The sequence below is a fragment of the Streptomyces sp. 142MFCol3.1 genome (assembly GCF_000424945.1).
GTDB classification, from domain to species: domain Bacteria; phylum Actinomycetota; class Actinomycetes; order Streptomycetales; family Streptomycetaceae; genus Streptomyces; species Streptomyces siamensis.
Genome location: NZ_AUKV01000054.1, coordinates 1 through 20629, shown reverse-complemented (window position 1 = coordinate 20629; position 20629 = coordinate 1). Strand labels below are relative to the sequence as shown.

Below are 20629 nucleotides of genomic sequence, written 5' to 3'. Positions count from 1 at the left end.
AGCTGACGTCTAGCCCGACTTCCGCATACCGGGGTCGCGCTGGGGCGCGTCACTGGCAAATGCCTTGGTGAACTCAGCCAGCGCCAGCTCGTCCTTGGACTCCTGGAGTGCCCGGTCGGCCATGGACCGGGGGTTCAGGTCCCGGTACTGACTGCCGAACAGCTCCTCAGGATCGAGCTGTGCGCGTATTTCCGACTGGGCTGTGTCGGAGATGGATCTGACCTTGCGGATGAAACTCAACGTTTCGGATATCGCCTTGGGTAGCTTCTCGGGTCCGATGACGACTACCGCCACCACGAAGATCGTGAGGATCTCGAGTGGCCCCATGTCGAGGAACATGCGTGACCTTCCTGTGCGACGCCTTTCAGAGGCGAGTCGATCAGTGGCTGCCGGGCGGCTCAGGGGGAAGGAGCGGTGAAGGTTCATCCGGGCTGAGGGGCGCTGGGCGCCGGCGGGCGCGCCGGCGGTCGTTGACCCAGGCGATGGCACAAGCGGCCACGTAGAGCGCGGTGATGGGCCCGGCGAGCGCCAGCATGCTCAAGGGATCGCTGCTCGGGGTGGCGATGGCCGAGAAGACCGTGATGCTGATGACCATGTTGCGCCACCAGCCCGCCATGCGCTTCGCGCTGACAGCGCCCGCCAGGTTGAGCATGACGAGGATCAGAGGCAGTTCAAACGACAGCCCGAAGACTACGACCATGCGCGTCGCAAGATCCAGAAAATCGTCGACCGGCAGGATGTTCGTTGCCTTGCCTGGTGTGAAGGAGATCAGGACTCTCGCCGTGGTGGGTAGCACGGCGTAAGCGATCGCGGCTCCCGTCAGGAACAGGGGGATCCCGGTGGCCAGGAAGACCAGGCCGTATCTCTTTTCCGTGTGACGCAGCCCGGGGGCGAGGAAGGCCCACAGTTGGTAGAGCCAGATTGGACTTGCGCCGATGAGGCCGGCGGTGATCGACACCTTCAGGGCGAGGGTGAAGGGCGCCAGGAGGCCGTTGGTTGCGATGATCCCGCAGCGTTCCGTACTGCTGCCCGCGCCGGAAATGGTGCACCCCGGCAGGGGATCTAGCATGAAGTCAACCAGCTGGTTGTAGAAGAGCCCAGCGACGATCGTTGTCACGGCGATGGCGCTGATTGCTTTCAGCAAGCGGCTGCGAAGCTCGCGCAGATGGCTGGTGAGGGGCATCACCCCTCCAGGAGTGCGGGTGGCGACTGAGAGCACGACCAGGCCTCCTTTCTTCTGTCGCTGATGCCGTCAAGCGTCAGCGCGGGACGGCGAAGTTCTGAGCGGGAGCGGTGTCGGTGGCCTCCTGCACTGCAGGAACGGCGTTGAGGGGGCGCTCGGAAGCGATGCGGTGCGTGGAATCGGCCGACGCGGCAGGAGCTGCAGCAGCACTGTTCTCCTCGTCGTGGTCGCGCATGGCCTTGGTCTCGCTCTTGATGATGCGCATCGACTGGCCGAGCGAGCGTGCCATGTCGGGCAGGCGCTTCGCACCGAAGATGAGGATGACGACTACGAGGATGAGCACGATCTCGGGTGCTCCGAGCTTGCCGAACATGTTGGTTCCTTTCGTGGAGGAGCGAAGACCGCTCCACGGTGTGGGGGGAGAGAACCGCCGATAGGCGGCGAGATTTGACGCTGTGGGGGCCAGCCCCGCAGGGCAGCAGTGCTTGCTGCCGGGATCACCGGTGACAGCGTCGGCACCGGCTACTCCACTGCTGTTGCAGGACGGCTGCGCCTGCGGGCCTGGAGTCGTGCCGGCGAGCTCGCTCTCAGATGCGGCCGGGCGGCGTAGGGATAGGTCCTGCCCGGCCGCACTGTCTAGCCGACCTCTAGCGCAGCGAGCGGAAGCCGGCGCGGACCTCGTTCACGAAGAGCTCAGGCTGCTCCCAGGCGGCGAAGTGGCCACCCTTGGGGAGCTTGTTGTAGTGGACGAGGTTGGGGTAGGCCTTCTGGGCCCAGCTCTTGGGGGTCTGGTAGAGCTCGTCGGGGAAGACGCTGACGGCGACCGGGATCGACACACCCTTAGCGGCGAAGAAGGGGAACCTGTTCTCGGCATAGAGGCGGGCGGAGGACACCGCGGTCTTGGTCAGCCAGAACAGGGTGACGTTGTCCAGGACGTCGTCCCGGGTCAGGCCTGTGCGCTGCCCATTGAAGGCTCGGGTGATCAGGTCGAGGCTGGCCGCGTCGTGGTCGAGCATGAACGCCGCCAGGCCCACCGGGGAGTCGGTCAGTCCGGTCAGAGTCTGGGGGCGCGATCCCATCATCTGCGCGTAGGCAATGTGCTTGTACACGAAGTCCAGCTGCTGGCAGGCACGCTTCTCCTCGGGGGAGAGGTTGCTGGGCAGCGGCATTCCGGACTGGATGGCCTTGTCGATGGCGGGCGGGACAATGCCCGGCATGTTGGTGTGGATACCAAGGAGCCCGGTCGGCGCCTGCACGGCCATGAGATCGGTCACGACCGCGCCCCAGTCGCCGCCCTGAGCGACGTACTTCTTGTAACCCAGGCGCCTCATCAGCTCCGCCCAGGCATGCGCGATGCGATCAGGGCCCCAGCCCTTGGAGGTCGGCTTGCCGGAGAAGCCGTAGCCCGGCATGGAGGGGATGACGACGTGGAAGGCGTCCTCGGCCCTGCCACCGTGCGCGGTGGGGTTGGTGAGCGGCTCGATGATCTTCAGCTGCTCGACGATCGAACCCGGCCAGCCGTGCGTGACGATCAGCGGCATGGCGTTCTTGTGCTTGGAGCGAGCGTGGATGAAGTGGATGTCCAGGCCGTCGATCTCGGTGATGAACTGAGGCCACGAGTTGATCCTCGATTCCACGTCACGCCAGTCGTACTCCGTGGCCCAGTAGCGGGCGAGCTTCTGCATCGTTGCCAGCTGCGTGCCCTGCGACTGATCGCTGACCGTCTCCTTCTCCGGCCAGCGCGCTGCCTCGATCCGCCGGCGAAGGTCGGTCAGGTCCCTCTGGGGGAAGTGGACGCGGAAGGGGCGGATACGCCGGTCAGGGTGCGAACCGTAGCCGGCGGCCGCGGCCGGCTGGCTCGAGAAGAGACTCATGGAGCCTCCGAGTGTCGCTGCTGCTGCGGCAGCAGCGGCCGAGGTGGAAAGGAAGGCCCGGCGGGAGTGGGGCGGAACGATTTCAGACATGACGATCTCCTGGTATCGACTAGTTCTGCAGGGGGGAATGAGAAGGCAGTCGTTCTCAGTAGCTGTGCGGCGAATGACTCAGTGGCCATCGAGAACAGGTGGCGGGCCGACCAGTTAGGTAACTGGTGGTAATCGCGTAGTTCCTGCTTGCTCGCAGAGCGTGGTCTGTTTGAGTTGGTTCAGTGCGGGGATGTCGCGCTTGCCCGGCTTGGCGTCGAAGTTACGGGGCGTTTAGCTCGCGCACAAGTAAAACCTAGGCGTGGAAAGTGTGGCAAAGGAAACAATGCCGCAGGTCTCCCCTCGCCGGGCTCCCGAGTCCAGAGGAGGACTCGGCTGCCGAGTGCCGGCGGGCCCCCGGAACAGAGCCCATGCTCATCAGGCGTGCGGCTTACGAGAGGGGCCCCTCCGCGTGCGGCGGATTATTTTTCCCCGCGGTAAGGGAAGCCACCACGGCATCCCAGTCCATCTGAGCCAGTTCCGTCCCGGGATGAACCAGCTCGAAGGTCCCCAGCAGCCACTTCTGCAGCCGCTCCAGATCCATCTCAAACAAGCACGAGCTTCCCCGTGCTTCGAGCCGCATGTGCAGCACGCGCCGGGTACCGGTGACTGACGGCCACAGCCGTACATCACCCAACCCGCTCGGCTCTTCCGTGCCATCGAAGAGCAGGTCCCGGGAGAGCGCCCAAGCGACCGTACGGCCATCCGGGGTCAGAAACTCCAGCCGCACCGCGAGAGGGTCGGCCTCCGTGTAGCGAAATGTAACTTCATGCGGGATACGGACCGACGACCAAAGGATCCTGTCCAAGCGCAACGACAGCGACTGCCTGCGGTGAACAGGGCGCGCAACGGAGTGGAGGCCAAGCTGCTGACGAGGCATGGGAAACCCTTTCGAGACCGTGAGAACAGCCTCTACTTTCGCCTCAGGCGCGCCCATTGGGCATCAGTAACCTGACTACGAGCATGTCCTAGCCGCCGCTGCTGATGGTGCCAGGGCATGAGAGGAATGACAGGGGTGCGACCAGAATCTCCAGCGTGCTCATCGGGCGTGACCAACGGAACGCGCGCACGTGCCACTTCGGTTCACACGCCGGGCAGCCACCCCTTCCGTAAATGCCCACAGCGCGAGCACCAAGGAGACCCTCGCGAAAGCAGGGCACTACTTACCTAGACAGCGGTGGACTCGCCGCCACTACGCTGCCTGATAGTCGGGGAGTTCGGGCCGAGCCATAGGGCACCGGCATCATCCGCGTATGCACCGTTGAAGCCGGCGAGACACCCGACGGCACCGTCACCATGGACCCGCGCAGCGGGCCGCTGGATCGTGCGTTCAACGACAACCCCCGCTCGCAGCCCGTAGCAGTCGCCTTCTGCCGACTGAGCTGCATACGTATGCCACCACGAAGTTCCTCGGCGTGCTGGCGGCAGCACGGTGGGTTCGGTGGGGGAGCCGTTGGAAAAGGGCCTGGTCACAGGCACCTCGCTGGCGGCCTACCCAACGCATGCCCGGTGGTGACGGGCGGGGGCTGGAAACGGAGCCTTCCCATGGCCACCGTGCCAGTCCCCGACCCTACTCAAGCCAGCGTGGCCGAGGCGATGTCGGAGTAATCGGCCCAAGCCGCGAATCGTTGGCGGTGCATGGCGCTCATATTCTGCATAACCTCGCGCCGCAACGCCGTGACCAGCTCCGACTCCAGCTCCGCGTTCACGCGACCAATCGCTCGGAGCGTATGTGCCATGGAGACCGCCTGATACGGCCGCAGCGGTGGCGACGTGCTGCCCGGATCACGCGCGTACGCGTACAACAGGCCCTCGAATTGCGGAGTTACCCGGTCCGCCGCGCTGTACCAGTCGCGGACGATGGTCGCGCACAGCTTCGGTACGGACTCCTTCGCACCGGGCTCGGCCCCGCCGAGTCCTCTCGCGATGGCCAGCGCGCGACCCGCACTCGCCACAAGCAGCGAACGCTGGATCGGCGGCGTGAGCACGGCGTCCGTGGAGGAGAGCAGCGCCCCCCAGAACGCCCTTTCGTCCGCTGGATGGGTACCGACCATCCGGATCGCGCCGACCAGCGCAAAGTGACGCTCATTCCGGGGCAGCCTGGCGAACGCGGCGAGCTCCTCCGATCGGTTGGCGAAGGCTGGACGTGAGGCGAGGACGAGGTACCGCCCAATGACGGCTGGGGCGGTGAGGCCGACCGGCGACAGGGCAGCCCGACATTCCTCGCTGCCGGCGAAACCGTGTAGCTCGAAGATGGCATCCGAGGTGTGGCAGGCCAAGCCGACGGCCTTGCGCGGGATCCCCGTTGGTCGGCGGAGGCCGCGGCGAGCCCTCTGCCCTGGAGGAATTCCTCCAGGGCCAGAGGGCTCCAGTGCGGTCCACCCGCGGACGGACTCGACCACGTGTACGGGCGCGCGCCGCGCCTGCGCTGCCGCAAGCTCACGGAGCTCGACGCTCAGCAGCTGACGACGGAAGTCCGACGCCAGCTCTGCCGAATGAAAGGCAAGGACGTCGGACAGATGCACGTACTCGCCCAACCCGCGCGCGAGGGTGTTCCGAGCCACGATGTCCAAGTGCTCGCCCAGACACTGGCGCACCGCCGGGAGCGCTCCGCTGAGCGTCCGGGAGTTGCTGGCCGCCGAGAAGATGGCGGCGAAGTCGTTCGCGGTGAGCAGTGGCAGATCCCAAGCGAGCGTATCGCCTCGCAGGCGGTCGCCGATGACCTCCTCAAGGTGCCCGCTCAGATCGGCCTGCCGGTGGGTGTCTGCCCATGCCAACAGGTGAACTAGGAACCCGACGTGTCTGTTGGCGAGTGCGCTGTCGAGTTCGGGCCAGGTTTCAGCGCTCGCGAGCCGGTCCCGGAACGCCGCCGCCAGCTCCGGGCGTCTCAGCTGCAGGAAGGCGTGGTATTGGATCACCTCGCCAGGTCCCCGGCGTATACAGTGGCGCACCACCTCGGGGATCGACGCGCCGACCCGCTCCGACATGACGGCGATGAACTCGGCGTTCCGCCCCGCGATCTCGCTGGCCCGAAAGCAGCTACCCAGGTCGGATGAGCTGGCCCGGCTCAGTTTCTCCGCCACGTCGGCGGCCCGGACGTTGAAGAGGATGGCGAGCAGCTTCCCGCTCAACTCGTCGTCGAACCGGCGGGCGGCCATCCCGACGTTCAGCAAGGACCAGACCGGCGCGTCGTAAGACCAGGCTATGAACTCCTGCCGTACCGCCGGCTGCTTGAGCAGCGTGCTGAACAAGGCGGTAGTTCGTGGTAGCAGCTTCAGGAACTCCAAGAAGGGCATGACGTCCGGCGGTGGAGACTGCTGGACCTTCGTGGCGAGGAGCTCCTGCTCCAATGAAAGCTGGTGGTCGATGTCCGAGAGCTGCGCGACACCGAGGGAGACGAGCTGGCGTGTCGTCCGCGACAGGTTGGACAGATTGGACTTCGCGAGGATGTCCTTGCGGATGATGCCGTTCTCGACCAGGTGTTCGAGTAGCCGCGCGGCGTCGGTGCGGCGTCCGGCCTGGACGAGCCGCGAGGCGATCCCGCAGGCGACATAAGGCTCGGCGACCGCGATCTGCTTCAGCTCCGCGGAGTCGGTCGATACGCCTAGCGCGCGCAGCAGCAGCCGCGCCACAGCCGGATGCCCCAGGGCGTAGTAGCGCTCGCGGGAGTGGATAAGACCTTCCATAACGAGCTTCGACAGGCCGTTAGAGATAAGCGAGCCCGGGCTCAGGCCGAACTCGTATCGTCCGGCCGTGGCCAGGCGGCGCAGGTTCTCTTCCTCTTCTGCGCTGCGGCCGGTGAGATATCTCGACCGGATGAAGGCGACGGCGTCCTGCTGGGATAGCGTGGTCGCGTCGGCCGCCAGGCGACCGATGCTTCCGCGCATGGCAAGTGCGAACGTCACCAGGTCGGGGAACGTCTCCTTCCATCTCATCAGAGCGCCGTCCGACGGCAGAGCTAGGGCAGCATGGGCGAAGGCATCTATCCGCCGCCACACGGCAAGCAGCGACCTATCGCTGACGGTTAGCCTTACGGTCGGCACGCGGTTGTCGTGCTCGTCGCGCCGGGAGAGCAGCAGCATGAAACCGCGACCGCAGGTGGCCAGCCAGTGATTGACGATGGTCCGTTCTAGACGTCCATCGAGGTGTGTGTTGTCGACGACGAGCAGTCTGCCTGGCTCATCGAGGGTGGTGAGACGGTCGAGCAGCAGAGCCGTGTCGGTGACGCTGAACGGCGCGTTGAGACTCGCCAGGTCGACGTAGAAGGCCGCGTCGAACCGCGCGGCGTCACGTCCAACCATGGCCGCCATCGTGGTCTTTCCGGTGCCCGACTCGCCGGAGACGCGGGCGATGCGGCGCGTGGTCAGGTAGTCGATGACCTCGTAGAACTCGGGCAGCGGGGCGGTTGTGGCGGCGCCGTACTCGTCACGCTGCAAGGTGATGGTCGCCGGGTCGCCGTCGCCGTAGATATCGGCATCGTCGATTCCGACGAATGGTGCGATCGACGGGACTTGGCCACTACTGTCCGCTTCGGCGGTGGGCAGCAACTGAGCAAGCAAGGCGTACAACACCTCGGCCGAGGCGCGGGCCGCAAACCGCTTGTACCGATCCTCCTTGTTGCTGTCGGCGTGATCCATGACGCCCTTGGCGATCAGGCAGTACGGCACCCGATGCTGGTGCGCCACCGTGGCGACGGTAGCGGCCTCCATCTCCACTGCAGCAATCTTTCGCACCCCCATGCGCTGCAACCGGGCCCACAGCCTGGGATCGGCGACCACCGCGCTTCCCGACGCCATCGGGGCCACCACCACCTCGAACGGCAGACGCCGTGGCCCATCCACATCGTCGTACAACCACCCCTGCACCAACTCCGCACCTTGGTCGGTCAACTCCAACCCGGTTTGCGCACGGCCGATCAATCCTCCTTGTTCCCATTGCTGCAGCCGCGCCCTCCATGTGCATTCCGGGAAATACCGACGACGCGCAGGATGGCTCCGCGGATCCTGGCCCCGGTACAACCGTTCCAACAGCCACAGCAACGCGTCCTGATCGTCGGCCGGGCGGTAACTAGGCAGCCCTCTAGGGGTGAAGTCCTGCACCGCATGGAGCCAACGGTGGTCCAGCCGGAACTGCCGATTATCACCTTTCAGCCCCGCCGGGGATTGCTTACCCTCGTCCCATTCGTAGACCGGGTCGGCTACCACCACATCCCCGAGAACTATGTCGTCAGGGTTACCCGCACACACCCCACACATAGCCAAGCATCTGGGCTGCAACTGATTGGTCAACGTTGTCACGATTGGCGCCGTCTCCCGGCTACCCATGTGCGTCGATCGTGCCAACGCCACCGATAAGCGTCGGCCGTCCTCTCGACGGTACTCACCCCACCAGTACGGAGCCGATCCCCCCGCGCCGCGCTCCTCCCACCGCGCCACCCCAGGGTCGCCAGATACCCCGGCAAGGCCAGCGGCCTTCGCCTCTGCTAACTCCTCTTGCAACGCGGCGATGACCAAAACGTCAACCCGGTCCACCGACACCTGAAGGCCACACCCCTCCAAACAATTTGGCCCGGTACCAGGCCCTCCGAATCAGGCGAGGGTGTCCCGAGTCTCGTGGAACTTCGGTGACGACCCATCCGTACTCTATGCCGCGGTGTCGACAGGCTCCAGGGATCTGTCGATTAGTGAGGGTTTTCAGGGTGGCCTCGGATGGGTGACGACCGGACCGTAGGCAACGGACAGGGCTCCCGTGCCGTTGAGAGAGGTGTCTAGGTCTCAACTCGCCAGCTCAGGAGCCCTGTTGGTCCCGTATCCTGCCGCACTCGATCTGCCGCACGCACTCGTGGAGTGGGTGACGATGCTGATCGTCACCCGGGAGGGTGACCGGCGCTGCAAGCTCCGACCGTCCGCGCGTGCGGTGCTCGCTCTGGCCAGGGGCCAGGCCACGCGTCGGCTTGAGCGAGCAGCGCTGGGCCCGGTTTGATGTGCGCGGCGCTATGTCGAGCTGGTCGGCCGAGGCGCGGCCGCGTCGCGGTCCAGACGCTCGGCGGCCGTGAGGAGAAGGTCGGCCGTGTGACGGATGTGGGCGGACAAGGTCGCTGCTGCCATGTCCGGGTCCCGAGCCAGCGCGGCGTCGAGCAGAGCGCGATGCTCGCTGATCAGATCCCGGCTCGGCTCGTCCCCGACGGGCTGCGACCAGCGGCGGTAGAGCTCGGCCTCGTCCCGCAGTCCGAGTGCGATCTGCAACAGTCGCCGATTGGTGCAGCCGTCCAGAAGGGCCTCGTGAAAGGCGGCATGGGTGACTGCCCAGTCGCCGTCGACGCGCTGATGGTCGCCGTCGGCGGTGTACGGCGTTCGTTTCAGAGTGTTGTGCGCCGCGACTAGGCGGGATTCCCAGGCCAGGTCGCCCTCGGCGACTGCCCGGCGCAGCGCGAGAGACTCGAGTTCGATGCGGGTGTCGGTGAGTTCGCTGAGCATCTCGCGCGACACGGGAGTCACCACGAACCCCTGGTGAGGGACCGACCGTACGAGGCCCTGCTCGCTCAGCCGCACGAGGGCGTCACGCAACACACTCACGCTCACGTCGTACCGCGAACTGAGCTCGGGGTAATTCAAGCGACGCCCGGGCAGTAGCCGGCCGCCGAGGATGTCGGCGCGCAACCGCGCGAACACGTCGTCGCTCAGTGTCTGCTGCCCGCCTTTGGACACCATTGACCTACCCTAGCGGGGGCTCGAATCCCGTTCAAACTTTCGAAAGTCTATTGATCTTCGAATGCGCAGGCTTCCAGCGATGGCCAGCCCGTTGGAGACGACGCCGAAGAATGAGACCGCCCGGGGAACGCGTGTGGGATGCCTATTGCGAATGTGGCGGGCCGGCCCTGCTGACTGATGACGTCTTGGACGGACGTGGAACGGACCAGCGGCGGGGCGTGCTTGACCGGCACGCAGGAGATCTCGCGCTGGGATCAGTTCCGCCTCTGGGCAGCACCGGCACCGGAACCGGCGGAGTCCACTTCGCGATCTTTGGCCCGCACCCGCGGCAGAGCCTGGCTGTCGGACTGAACTGTGGGAAAGGGCTCTAGTCCGTCGCTGCGTTAGCAGACACCGATACGGGTGCTGGCCTGGGCTCCACGCGCCAGTCCGAGGGGCGTGGGCCGGTGGCTCGCGGTCGCTTTCACGAAGACGTTCGGGCGCGCCTCTTCCACACGGCCGTCGCTGTTGCTGCGACGGCGGTCGCCAGGGCCGAGGCGGCGACGGGATGGCGGGCCAGTGAGGCCTCGAAGGACCGTTTGTGAGACTGGATCGTTCGGACCATGGTGCAGAGGTGTGGGCGTCGACGTCAGCCGCGGGCACAGCGAACGGCACGCGAGGCGGCAGCACTCCGGCGAGGTTCCGGGGTGCCCCCCCCGGAACCCGGGGGCACTCAGTAGCCGGAAGCCGTGCCGTCGCTCGCCAGGGGGGCGTCGCCGGCGAGGCGGCCCTGGAGGTCGTCCAGGAGGGTGGCGGTGGCGGTGGCGCCGAAGCGGGTGGCGCCCAGGTAGTGCAGGTGGAGCAGGGCGTCGAGGGTGCGTACGCCGCCGGCGGCCTTGACCTGGATGTGCGGCGAGACGGTACGCCGCATCAGGGCGATGTCGTGAGCGGTTGCTCCGCCAGGAGCGAAGCCCGTGCTGGTTTTCACGAACGCCGCGCCCGCCGCTTCCGCCGCCTGGTATCCGGCGACCTTCTGGGTGTCGTCCAGGTACGCGTTCTCGAAAATCACCTTGACCATGCGGCCTTGTGCGGCCTCTACGACGGCGGCGATCTCGTCCCGGGTGTACGCGGTGTCTCCGCCGCGCAGACGGCCGATGTCGATGACCATGTCGATTTCCTGTGCCCCCAAGGCGACGAGCTCGGTGGTCTCGAAGACCTTGGCTGCGGTGGTCGCCCCGCCATGGGGGAAGCCGACCACGGTGCCGACCGCGACATCGCTGCCGGCGAGCGCGGTCACGGCGGCGGGTACGTCGGCCGGGCGCATGCACACCGAGGCGGTGCGGTACTCCAGCGCGGTCTCCAGGCCCTCGGCGACCGCGGCCGGGGTCAGCTCCGGCCGCAGTAGTGAGTGGTCGATCATCTTCGCCACCTCCTCGCGAGCGGGCAGCGGGCCGTCCCAGCGAGTGGCAGAGATCGAAGCGACAGACATGGCGTTTCCCTCCAGTCATCCCTAAGCTGTCTATACAGCCTATACAGGTAAGGATGGTGGTGTCGACGGCGGCTCCCGCGCAGGTGGCCGCGACCGAACCACCCCGACCCGGAGGACGACGCCCGCCATGGCCGCACCGCAGCCCCTGTACGAACGCATCGAGAAGCAGTTGCGTCGCCGGATGGCCGACGCGGTCGACGGCGACCCGTTCCCCTCGGAGCCTCGACTGGCCGAGGAGTTCGGCGTCTCGCGCATGACCGTGCGGGCGGCCCTGGCAGGGCTGGAACGCGACGGCCTGCTGGAGCGCGTGCCCGGCCGGGGAAGTTTCGTCCGCAAGGCCGCCGCCGCGCGCCCGGTCGGCACCCTGCTCAGCTTCCATGACCAGGCACTCGCGGTAGGCGCAACGCCCCGCTCGCGTGTCCTTCAAGCGGGCCTGCGCCCCGCTACGCCCGCCGAGGCCGCGGCGCTGTACCCGGCCACGTCCGATGAAGGCGCGACCGTGGTCGCGATCAGCCGCGTCCGGCTCTTCGGCGACCTGCCCGTCGCCATCGAACACGCCGCCTTCCCTGCCGCCCTCGAAACCCTGCTCACTGCGGATCTGGAGACCGGATCACTGCACAACGCACTGCACCGCATGGGCCTGCACCCGACCCTCGGTTCCTCCGTACTGACCGCCCGGACCGCTGACGACGACGCGCCCGAACTCGACGTGAGCCCCACCACGGCGATGCTGGTCGAGACGCGCTCCATCACGGACCAACACGGCGCTCCGCTGGAGTACACCGTCAGCTCCTACGTGGCCCACCGCTACGCACTTCAGGTCGACTTCTCCGTCGCCCGCCACGAGAGCCCGTGACCACTCGCCCGCGGCGGCACCACCATCCCTGCACCGACGCGGGCGGCAGCCGGAAAGAGCCGTCGAGGTTCAGCAGGGTGTCCACCGGGTAGAGGCTGTCGCGCGGGGTGCCGCGTACGACCATCGCCCCGATGCCGGCGACCTGGGAGCCGGACGGGCTTGCCACCGCGCTGGGTCGTAGGGTCTCGTGCATGCAAGCAGATAGTTCTCTGGAACCCCGTTCTCTTCTGATCAACGGCACCGTCGGCGTCGGCAAGACATCGGTGGCTGAGAGCGTGGGCGGCCTTCTCGCCGATGCGGGGATACCGAATGCCGTCATCGACCTCGACTGGCTGCGCCAGTCTTGGCCAGCGCCGTCCGGAGACCGCTTCAACTTCGGCATGATGTTGCGGAACCTGCGCAGCATGGCCGGCAACTACCTCGCTGCTGGGGCGGCTCGGCTGGTCCTCGCCGGTGTGATCGAGGACTTGGATGAGCGAAAGCTGTGCGGTGATGCGGTCGGCACCGAGCTTTCGGTGTGCCGACTCCAGGTCGATTTGCCTGTCAACCACCAGCGACTCATGCGGCGCCACGAGAACGAGCCCGAAGCGTTGCAATGGCACCTGGCCAGGGCCAGCGAGCTGGCTGGGATCCTCGACCAAGCAGCAGTCGATGACTTCAGCGTTGACGCCACCACGCGCTCGGTCGGCGACGTCGCAGCCGATGTGATCAAGAAGGTCGGCTGGCTGTGACGCAGCTGCTATGCCTGCGGCGGACCGATGGCGAAGCGTTCGGGGCGGGGAGTGTCTGATCAACGACGGATCTGTTGATCATGGAGACGCCAAGTGAGTGAGATGTCGTCGAGCAAGAGCCTGTAGTCGAGTCGGTCTGTGCGGCCACGTCGGACGAGCAGTTGATCGCGATGCTGGTTGACCGGGCCCGCGGTGAGAGCCTGCAACTGACCGGCGAGGGAGGGCTGCTGCAGCAGCTGACCAAGCGGGTGCTGGAGTCCGCCCTGGAAGGCGAGATCACCGATCACGTCGGCTACCCGAGCCGCTGCCGGGCGGCCATCGCGTTGAACGTGCTGCTCGTGGAGTCCATGGCCTGTTGGAGTCGGCGGGAGTCTCCGTCGAGAAGGCCTTCACGGATCAGGGGGAGGTTGTCGCCGTACAGGGCGACCTGCTTGTCCAGCCAGGTGACGGGCGCTGCGTCGTCGAGATACCCGGGCAGGCGGATGTGCGGCTCACTGAATCCCAGTTCGGCATCGCACTGCACGAGCAGGCGCAGGTACTCGAAGCGCTCCCACGCCTCGAGGTAGGTGGTCTCACTGAGGGCCAGGTGCTGGGTGAAGACGTCGTTCAGTTGCCTGTGGAGGCGTTCGGAGGCCTGGGGCAGCCCGAGTGTCCACTCGGGGCTGAGGAGCCCCGCCGCGGCATACGGTCTTTCGCCGCGCGGGCCGTAGACGACAGGCTCGTGCAGGATGCGGACGAGGGTGCCCCACCGTTCCGCGGCCAGGGCGGCGATGCCGGCCGCGTAGATCACCATGGTGGCGGGCGCCTGGGCCAGTCTGAGCAGGGAAGGGTCGCCGTACTTGTCGTGGTGTGTGCCGAGCTGCTCGATGTCGCGGAGCCACCAGCGGTCGGTCTCGGTGCGCCCCCAGTAGGCGGTCGTGGCGACCAGGGCGAGCAGCAGTTCCGCCTCGGCCTCCAGCGTCTCGAGCCGGCGGCCGTGCTCGGCAGCGGTGTCGGTGACCTGCCAGGGACCGCTGGTACGCAGGGGGAGGGAGGCGACACGGCTGATCTCGCGGCGGAGGGTGTCGTGCAGGGAGATGGCCACCCTGGTACCGGACAGGGCGCGCTTGGCGACGGCGACGGAGACGTCGATACTCGCCGGGTGCTGCCGGACGGCGTCGGTGATCGCCGCGGCGGCGTCGGCTGCCTGGGAGAAGAAAGTGTCGGCGTCGGCCCGGACGTACGTGGCGCCCCGGTGGGTGAGGAGTTCGCGGGCGGTCACCGAAAGCTCCTTCGGGTCGGTCCAGTAGGAGGCGAAGAACCGGGTGGTGCTCCGGGAAAAGGCGTTGCGCAGGGCGGGATCCCACGTGGCCGACCAGCCGGAGATGACCAGCCCGTACTCGGCGAAGATACGGTCGAGCAGCTCATCGACCTCGGGGGCGTAGCGGTCGAGTTCCTCGGGGGTGTTGAGCATGCTCGTGGGGTTGAGGTAGTCGCCGTGGACGTGGACGACGAGGCACTTGAGAGTGTGCAGCGGAGCAAGGCCCGCAGCACCGTCGGCGTTGGCGACGACGACCGGCTCGACGCCGGCCTCGCGCAGGGCGGTCTCCATGAGCCGGTCGAAGTTCGTCGTCAGCACGATACGGACGTGCCCGGCAGCCACCAGACGGGCGATCGCACGATGTACGGCCGTGGGCTGCTTACGGCCGTCCTCGCGTTCCTGCTTGTCGGGTTCGAAGTAGGAGCGCAGCATCGCCTGCCGCTCGAAAGGGGTGCTCGTGAGCGCCGCCAGAAGATCGTCATAGGTGGCGGGACGACCGTAGCGTTTCTGGTACCAGGTGTGCGGGTCCCCGATCTGCGAGGTGCCCTCCGCGGCAGCAAGACGCTCGATGAGGTGCTGCTGGACATCCCACGCCGACGGCATGCCCGCCGCGACCGAGGCTCCGGCTCCCAGCAGGACCGCGTAGGCGCCGGGGGTGTCGCGCATGGCGAACGCCAGCTTTACGTACGCTTCCACAACTTGCCTCCAGACCAACCCTTATGACGACGCGTCGAAGCAGCGCGGTCAGGTAACAGCACGCCCGCATCCCAATTATGGTCACATTGACGAGAATCGGAAGCCCGCCCGCCCCACACGAACCTCGACGCCGCCAGCGACCGAGCCGCACCATGACCGAACACACCCCCCAAAGCCTGACGCCGCCAAGCACCACTAGGTGCTGCAGGACGTGGGCCAGGCGGTGGGTGGTTTGCGGGAGCGGATCGACAACCACCCGCGGCAATGGTTGTCCAGCCGAGGCATCCGGCACCGCATCGCCCGCAGGGGCATCGAGACCTCGCAACGACGCGGCCGCCACCGCTGGACCATCGAACGCACCATGGCATGGCTCGCCGGATGCCGACGCCTGCACCGCCGCTACGAACGCAAGGCAGACCACTTCCTGGCCTTCACCAGCATCGCCTGCACCCTCATCTGCTACCGCCGACTCACCAAATGAGATGACTTCTTGGCCAGCGTCCTTCCCGGGACAGCGACGGCTTCACCGGTTCACCCGCACAAGCCAGGTTCCCAGCACCCCCAGGCCCCGCAGCCCCTCGGCCAAGTGCCGAATCACGTCCGGACACGGGCCCGCGAGAACACGGCCGGCACGAGCGCGAAATACACCACCAGCCGGGCTGGCGTCACTGACACCGCCACTCCACCGCTTTCGACGCGCCCAACTGCCGCCCGGGCAAAGGCCGGATGGCAGGCGGTCCCCCTGGCGTCGGCGGGTCCGCATCCGCCGACGCCGGCCTCCCGCCGCCGCAGCAACGCCAGCGGGCGGCAGTCGTCTGCCCGCGCCCGCGCGAGCACTGTGACAGGCCCTGCTGTCACGGCCCTGTCGCAGTGACCGCCCGGCCGCGGGGAGCTGTTCACTGGCGGGTGAGGATGGCGACCGCGGCGGTGAGGCCCGAGCTTGCGATGACTCCGGCCGCGGCGGCCGCGGCAGGCTGCTCGGGGGCGAAGACCACAGTCAGGACGGCGCTGGTGAGCGCACCGATGACGATGGTCAGGACCACGATGAACGTGGTCCGAGAGGGACGGCTCTCCGCATTCCGGCGCAGGCGGGCGGTGGAAGGCGTGCGAGGAGTGCCCATGGGCACCTCCAAAACGTAGGAGGAAAGGGAAGTCCGGTGCCAGCCGGTTCTGCATTCCTCCCCGCATAACCTCAGCCGAAATCCTGTACGGGGCCGCAGAATTCTTCGGCGAATTCACTTGGGTTTCAAGGATGTTGGCGCGTATTCGGCTGAACCGTGAGGCCCATCCAGACGCACCGATCCCGCGCGCCGATCCCGGTGTCATCCCCCCGCAGACTCGCCCTCAGGAGCTCACGTGAACCGGTGAAACGCCAGGCACCCGGAGAAACGGCCCTCTCACGGGCCTCGGCGAGGGAAGGTCCCGACCGTACAGGCCGGCAGTGGCGCAGACCGGCTCCCTTGCCCGGGGCGGGTGTTCACCCGGACGGCTCCCGGTGCGGAAAGGGAACGGTGTGCCGGCTGTTCCGGGAAAGCGCCGACCGGCTTCCTCGCAGTCTGCTACATGGCAGACGGGCATCGTCCGAATGCTGGATTTCATGGTGAGGTTTTCCTCTTCGACTGCTCGGGTAAGAGTGCAGCAGTGAATTCGGATCCCAGAAAACTGGGATTGCGACGCACTTGTTCCCTGGCTGCGCAATGCGTCGGGGGAGAGGGAAGTTCCGGCGGGTCACCTGTGCCAGCAGGCCGCCACAACCACACACGCTGTGACCCCGTCCTCGACCGGCGGGGTCACCGTCATGCGGCCTGCGTGCAGGACGCCGACGGCAGCCCGACATCCCCCCTCGCACCGCCTCCGCCCCAGTGGCTCCGCCGGGATTCCACCTTCCTGCTCGCCATGTAGCAGAAGGCGCCCGGCAGTTCGGTGACCGCGTCGCCTGCCCGAGGAGGCTCGCCGGTCGGCCGTCGCCACCGCGGTGCGGCCTGTTCGCCTGGCCGGTACAGGCCCGGGGTGTTGCTAGATGATGCCTGCGCTGCGGGCGGCGGTGAGCCATGCGGGGAATTCCTGCAGCAGTCGGTCGTAGAGGAGGCCGTCGCTGACGGCCTGCGGGGTGCGTCCGGCGTGGAAGAAGCCGGCGTTGTCGACGACGCGGCGGTCGGGGACGGCGAGGGTGTCGAGCTTGCGCAGGAACGCGAACTCGTTGTCGCCCGGGTCGCCGAAGCCGATGAACTGCCAGAACAACGGCAGGCGGGCGGCTTTGCACAGGTAGCGTTCGGCCGCGGGCCTGCTGGTCGGGCCTCCGTCCGTCTGGAAGATCACCAGGGCGGGCTCATCGCTGTCGGAGTCGAGGTAGTGGTCGATGACCTCGTCCATCGCCCAGTGATAGTTGGTGCGCCCCATGTGTCCGAGGTTCTGGTGCAGTTTGTCGATGCGGCCGCGGTGCCTGCCGAGATTCAGGTCGGTGGATCCGTCGACGTCGGTGGAGAAGAAGACCACCGGGACGGTCCCGTCGTCGTCCAGGTGCGCGGACAGCGTCAGGACCTGCTCGGCGAGGTGTTGCATGGTGCCGTCGGCGTAGTAGGGCCGCATGGAGCGTGAGCGGTCCAGTACGAGATACACCGCCGCCCGCACCCCTTCCAGCCCGTGATCGCGGACACTGGTGCCCGCCGTCTTGTAGAGGCTGACCAGGTCCGGGGCCCGTTCCAGCATCTTGGACAGGCTGATGGTGGGGGAGTGCTCAGGGCGGTTCGTCTCGATCACCTCTCCAGAGTGGTCTCAAGGAGCGGGCAGGGTCTCGACTTTGCCGACTTCGCTTGCTTCTCAGCACCTTCCGGTGTCGGTAGGCCGGCATGGCCGATCCGTGACTGGGACCGGGTGCAGTACAGCTCTCTCGCATGGCTCGACCGGCACGGGTGTCACCCAGGGCCGCCGTGATGTCCGACGCTGCCCCATGCTCGGAACGTGGCTCACTCCGTCCACCCGCCAGACGCGGTAGGCCGGTCATCCCGCCCACAGAAAAACCCCTGTCGTCGAGGCCTTTAGAGCCGGTTCGGACACGGGTCGGCGCTGTGGTCGCTCTCAGCGCCCACACGAAGAACACCGCGCGTGTGGGGGAGCAGCCGATCACCGTCGCATCTCCCGGGCGGGACCGTCGTATCTCGGTCAACTTCCTTTATCGGCTGCAGTTGTAGTGCTGTTGGGCCCTGCTCGAGTGTCATTCGATGTTGACGCCGCGGGCGCGCGCGAGTGCGTCGAGGTCTTCGGCCCAGCCTTGGCCGAGAGCGCGGAGTTTTCACACGGGCTGGCCGTTGACGCTGTGTCGGTAGAGTTCGGCGATGACCATGGCCGGATGGTGGGTCGGCCGGGTGCCTGAACGTCCAGGCTGCGCCGGTGGGGCAGTTCATGTCCCAGGTGGCGTGTGAGAGGGATCCGCAGGTCAGGCCGGTGTCGACTCCATGTTGATGGCGATGGCGACGCGTCGTACCCGTTCGGCCAGGACGGACAGGTGGAGGGTGGCGCGTTCAACGGTGCTGTCCCTCGTGCTGTTTGCCGGCAAGGCGTGCGGCGCCGTCGGTGGTCGAGGGCTGGTTGTAGAAGACGAAGTCGTCGTTACCGGCGACCTGGCCATCATCGCCGAGGCTGCCGGACAAGCTCAGCCATGAAAGCCCCTTCGGCGTGACGGGCGACTGGTTCTTGCACTGATCGTAAGTCGGCGCGGCTGCCTCGATGCCCCCCTTGGGAGAGCACGAGGGCGCGGTGGTCGCTGCTCCGGCTGCCCGTTGTGGCTGCCTCGGAGGCAGATGCCGTCGAGGAAGGCGCGGTTGAGATCTGCTTCCTCGAAGTCCCTCCTCCTGACGCGTCGGTGAGGTCCAACCCGGGACATTGGGCGCCGGTGACGCCGGCGTCGAAGGCGGGCACCTCCCAGATCACGTCCCCACCGCCCGCTTCGTTCTCCGTGCAGCGCGGCACCGCTTCCCGTGGAGCGTTCAGCCTCACTCCATTGCAATGATCAGCGGCAAGCCTGTTGCGTTCCCTTCAGAGTTGTTGCAATGATTTCCCTCAATCTACCTGCAGCGACAACGCTTTGACGCAACAGGCTTGTTGGCGGATCCATGAATGCAACGTAGCGTTTCTGGTGTCGGAAACAGTGGGCCGAGGGGGCCCGCACCGGCCCATGAAGGAGTTACGTGATGCAGAAGTTCGCTACCCCCGCCCCCGTCCAGGCCGTTCTCGCCATCCCTGCCGGACGCATCCAACTGATTGCCGCCGACCGCTCCGACACCACGGTCGAGGTCCTACCCGCCAACCCTTCCAAGAGCCGTGACGTGAAGGCGGCCGAACAGATTCAGATCACCTACGACAGCGGTGTCCTGCGCATCCAGGCCCCGGAAGCGAACAACCGGATCCTCGGCCCCTGCGGCAGCGTCGAGGTGACCGTCCAACTGCCCGCCGGCTCCCGTGTGGAGGCGAAGACGGAGAGTGCGCAGTACCGCGGCGTGGGACGCCTCGGTGATGTCTCCTTCGAGGGTGGCTACCGCACCGTCAAGATCGACGAGGCCGACAGCGCCCGCCTGGTCGGTCTCGACGCTGACATCGTCGTCGGCCGGCTGAACGGTCCCGGTGAGATCAGCACCCAGAAGGGCGACGTGACCGTCACCGAAGCCGTGCGCGGCCCCCTCGCCCTGACCACGCAGATGGGTGACATCACCGTCGCCGCCGCCCACGGTGTCTCCGCCTCCCTCGACGCCAGCACCGGCTACGGCCGTATCGACAACACGCTGAAGAACGACGGCGCCCCGGCCCTGACCATCAAGGCGACCACCACGCACGGCGACATCACCGCTCGCAGCCTCTGACCTGCCGGGTGGGGGTGCAGGCACCGGGCCGGACTCCACAGCGCCGGCAGCTGCTTCTGGTCTGCCCGGTGATCCACACGAAGTCCGCGCCGGGGCGGTCGAGTCGGGTCGAGGTCGTGGAGTGAGCGGGAAGTCTCCACGACCTCGACAGGTCGGGGAGCCTTGCAGCTCACGTTATGGGCTGCGGACACGGTCGCACGGCGCGCAACGCTGCCGTCGCAGGAAGCGGAAGGATGACAGATGACAGCCCCGAACAGCAGATGCAGATGCGGTTCTCGACCTGCTTCACGATCAACACCACGGGCAATGGACCAGGACCCCGAGCCCGGATCGTCAAAAAGCTCATGCGCAGCCGGAGACTTGCGGGCTCCGGCGCCGCAGGCCTTCTGCCTCGGACGCGACGCAACGCCCAGCCGGTGCCGTCGATGTGGCCACGGGCGGGGGCGCCGGGCGGCGAGCGGGCGGGCGGGTTCGTCCGAGGCGGCCAGCATTGCCCGATGGCGGTGTGCAGCGCCGAGATGACCGGAAGAGCGACGTCAGCACTGGCGCCTGCGACAGCGGTTGCAGCCCGGCCCCGCCAGAGCGTTGCCGGGGCCGGGCTACCGGAATTCATTCGCAGTGCATTGGCCTTCAGGCCGGTGGTGAAGCGAATCTGATGGTGGCGACGCGGAGCGTCGCGGATTCAGGTCCGGCGGAGCCGGACACCGCAGTTCCTCGTCTGCGGTGCGGAGCGTCGCGTGGGCTGGTCCCGGCGGGGCCGGGCGGTGCTCACACCGGCCGGTTCTGCTGTTCGATGTACTGCCTGACCATGCTGAGCGGGGCGCCGCCGACGGTTGCGGCGAAGTAGGAGCCGGACCACAGCTTGTTG

The 20629-nt window shown here is 67.0% G+C and carries 17 protein-coding genes and 2 pseudogenes; 5 read left to right on the top strand and 14 right to left on the bottom strand.

Annotated elements, in window-relative coordinates:
- Positions 1–9: 9 nt before the first annotated feature.
- The 6 genes from H305_RS48655 to H305_RS49665 all read right to left on the bottom strand — a co-directional run bounded on the left by H305_RS48655 (position 10) and on the right by H305_RS49665 (position 8675).
- Complete coding sequence (locus H305_RS48655; protein ID WP_051371551.1) at positions 10–339, bottom strand: twin-arginine translocase TatA/TatE family subunit; 330 nt, start codon at positions 337–339, stop codon at positions 10–12.
- A gap of 40 nt (positions 340–379) precedes the next feature.
- Positions 380–1183, bottom strand: coding sequence for a twin-arginine translocase subunit TatC (gene tatC / locus H305_RS48650; protein ID WP_051371550.1), 804 nt, complete (start codon positions 1181–1183; stop codon positions 380–382).
- A 76-nt stretch (positions 1184–1259) separates the two neighbouring features.
- Positions 1260–1556, bottom strand: coding sequence for a Sec-independent protein translocase subunit TatA (gene tatA, locus H305_RS0141205; protein WP_028805602.1), 297 nt, complete (start codon positions 1554–1556; stop codon positions 1260–1262).
- Between the two features lie 274 nt (positions 1557–1830).
- On the bottom strand, positions 1831–3057 hold the full coding sequence (locus H305_RS0141200; protein ID WP_234021422.1) for an epoxide hydrolase family protein: 1227 nt from the start codon (positions 3055–3057) through the stop codon (positions 1831–1833).
- A 478-nt stretch (positions 3058–3535) separates the two neighbouring features.
- Positions 3536–4024, bottom strand: coding sequence for an SsgA family sporulation/cell division regulator (locus H305_RS53755; protein ID WP_051371549.1), 489 nt, complete (start codon positions 4022–4024; stop codon positions 3536–3538).
- 694 nt (positions 4025–4718) lie between these two features.
- Positions 4719–8675, bottom strand: coding sequence for a hypothetical protein (locus H305_RS49665; RefSeq protein WP_158690672.1), 3957 nt, complete (start codon positions 8673–8675; stop codon positions 4719–4721).
- A 268-nt stretch (positions 8676–8943) separates the two neighbouring features.
- Here H305_RS49665 and H305_RS51760 point away from each other — a divergent pair.
- Positions 8944–9117: pseudogene (locus H305_RS51760) on the top strand (IS5/IS1182 family transposase); the annotation flags it as partial.
- A gap of 20 nt (positions 9118–9137) precedes the next feature.
- Here the strand turns inward: H305_RS51760 and H305_RS0141185 are convergent.
- A complete protein-coding gene (locus H305_RS0141185) occupies positions 9138–9854 on the bottom strand; it encodes a GntR family transcriptional regulator (protein WP_028805599.1) in 717 nt (238 codons plus the stop codon).
- 712 nt (positions 9855–10566) lie between these two features.
- Positions 10567–11322, bottom strand: coding sequence for a deoxyribose-phosphate aldolase (gene deoC, locus H305_RS48635; RefSeq protein ID WP_051371546.1), 756 nt, complete (start codon positions 11320–11322; stop codon positions 10567–10569).
- A 127-nt stretch (positions 11323–11449) separates the two neighbouring features.
- Here deoC and H305_RS0141175 point away from each other — a divergent pair, with 127 nt between their 5' ends.
- Positions 11450–12178 carry a GntR family transcriptional regulator gene (locus H305_RS0141175; protein WP_028805598.1) on the top strand — a complete coding sequence of 243 codons (729 nt, stop codon included), beginning with the start codon at positions 11450–11452 and terminating at the stop codon, positions 12176–12178.
- A gap of 191 nt (positions 12179–12369) precedes the next feature.
- Positions 12370–12909 (top strand): ATP-binding protein, encoded by a 540-nt coding sequence (locus H305_RS0141170; protein ID WP_028805597.1) that lies wholly within the window; start codon positions 12370–12372, stop codon positions 12907–12909.
- A 59-nt stretch (positions 12910–12968) separates the two neighbouring features.
- Here the strand turns inward: H305_RS0141170 and H305_RS56560 are convergent, their stop codons facing one another.
- Together H305_RS56560 and H305_RS49660 are read right to left on the bottom strand one after the other, a co-directional pair.
- Positions 12969–13196, bottom strand: a complete 228-nt coding sequence (locus H305_RS56560) for a hypothetical protein (protein WP_028805596.1) — start codon at positions 13194–13196, stop codon at positions 12969–12971.
- Positions 13197–13201: 5 nt separating this feature from the next.
- The gene (locus tag H305_RS49660) at positions 13202–14641 is read right to left on the bottom strand and encodes an SIR2 family protein (RefSeq protein WP_267880817.1); all 1440 of its coding nucleotides are present in this window, start codon (positions 14639–14641) and stop codon (positions 13202–13204) included.
- A 523-nt stretch (positions 14642–15164) separates the two neighbouring features.
- Here H305_RS49660 and H305_RS0141155 point away from each other — a divergent pair.
- Positions 15165–15386 (top strand): annotated as a pseudogene (locus H305_RS0141155) (transposase); the annotation flags it as partial.
- Positions 15387–15801: 415 nt separating this feature from the next.
- Here the strand turns inward: H305_RS0141155 and H305_RS0141150 are convergent.
- The 3 genes from H305_RS0141150 to H305_RS54225 all read right to left on the bottom strand — a co-directional run bounded on the left by H305_RS0141150 (position 15802) and on the right by H305_RS54225 (position 18555).
- On the bottom strand, positions 15802–16026 hold the full coding sequence (locus H305_RS0141150) for a hypothetical protein (RefSeq protein WP_028805594.1): 225 nt from the start codon (positions 16024–16026) through the stop codon (positions 15802–15804).
- Positions 16027–16921: 895 nt separating this feature from the next.
- On the bottom strand, positions 16922–17614 hold the full coding sequence (locus H305_RS0141145; RefSeq protein WP_051371557.1) for a vWA domain-containing protein: 693 nt from the start codon (positions 17612–17614) through the stop codon (positions 16922–16924).
- An 812-nt stretch (positions 17615–18426) separates the two neighbouring features.
- Positions 18427–18555, bottom strand: a complete 129-nt coding sequence (locus tag H305_RS54225) for a TerD family protein (protein ID WP_199791534.1) — start codon at positions 18553–18555, stop codon at positions 18427–18429.
- 540 nt (positions 18556–19095) lie between these two features.
- Here H305_RS54225 and H305_RS0141135 point away from each other — a divergent pair.
- Positions 19096–19761: a DUF4097 family beta strand repeat-containing protein gene (locus H305_RS0141135; protein WP_028805592.1), complete on the top strand. Its 666-nt coding sequence runs from the start codon at positions 19096–19098 to the stop codon at positions 19759–19761.
- A gap of 768 nt (positions 19762–20529) precedes the next feature.
- Here H305_RS0141135 and H305_RS48625 read toward each other — a convergent pair.
- On the bottom strand, positions 20530–20629 hold a 100-nt coding region (locus H305_RS48625), incomplete at its 5' end, for a transposase (protein ID WP_037767046.1).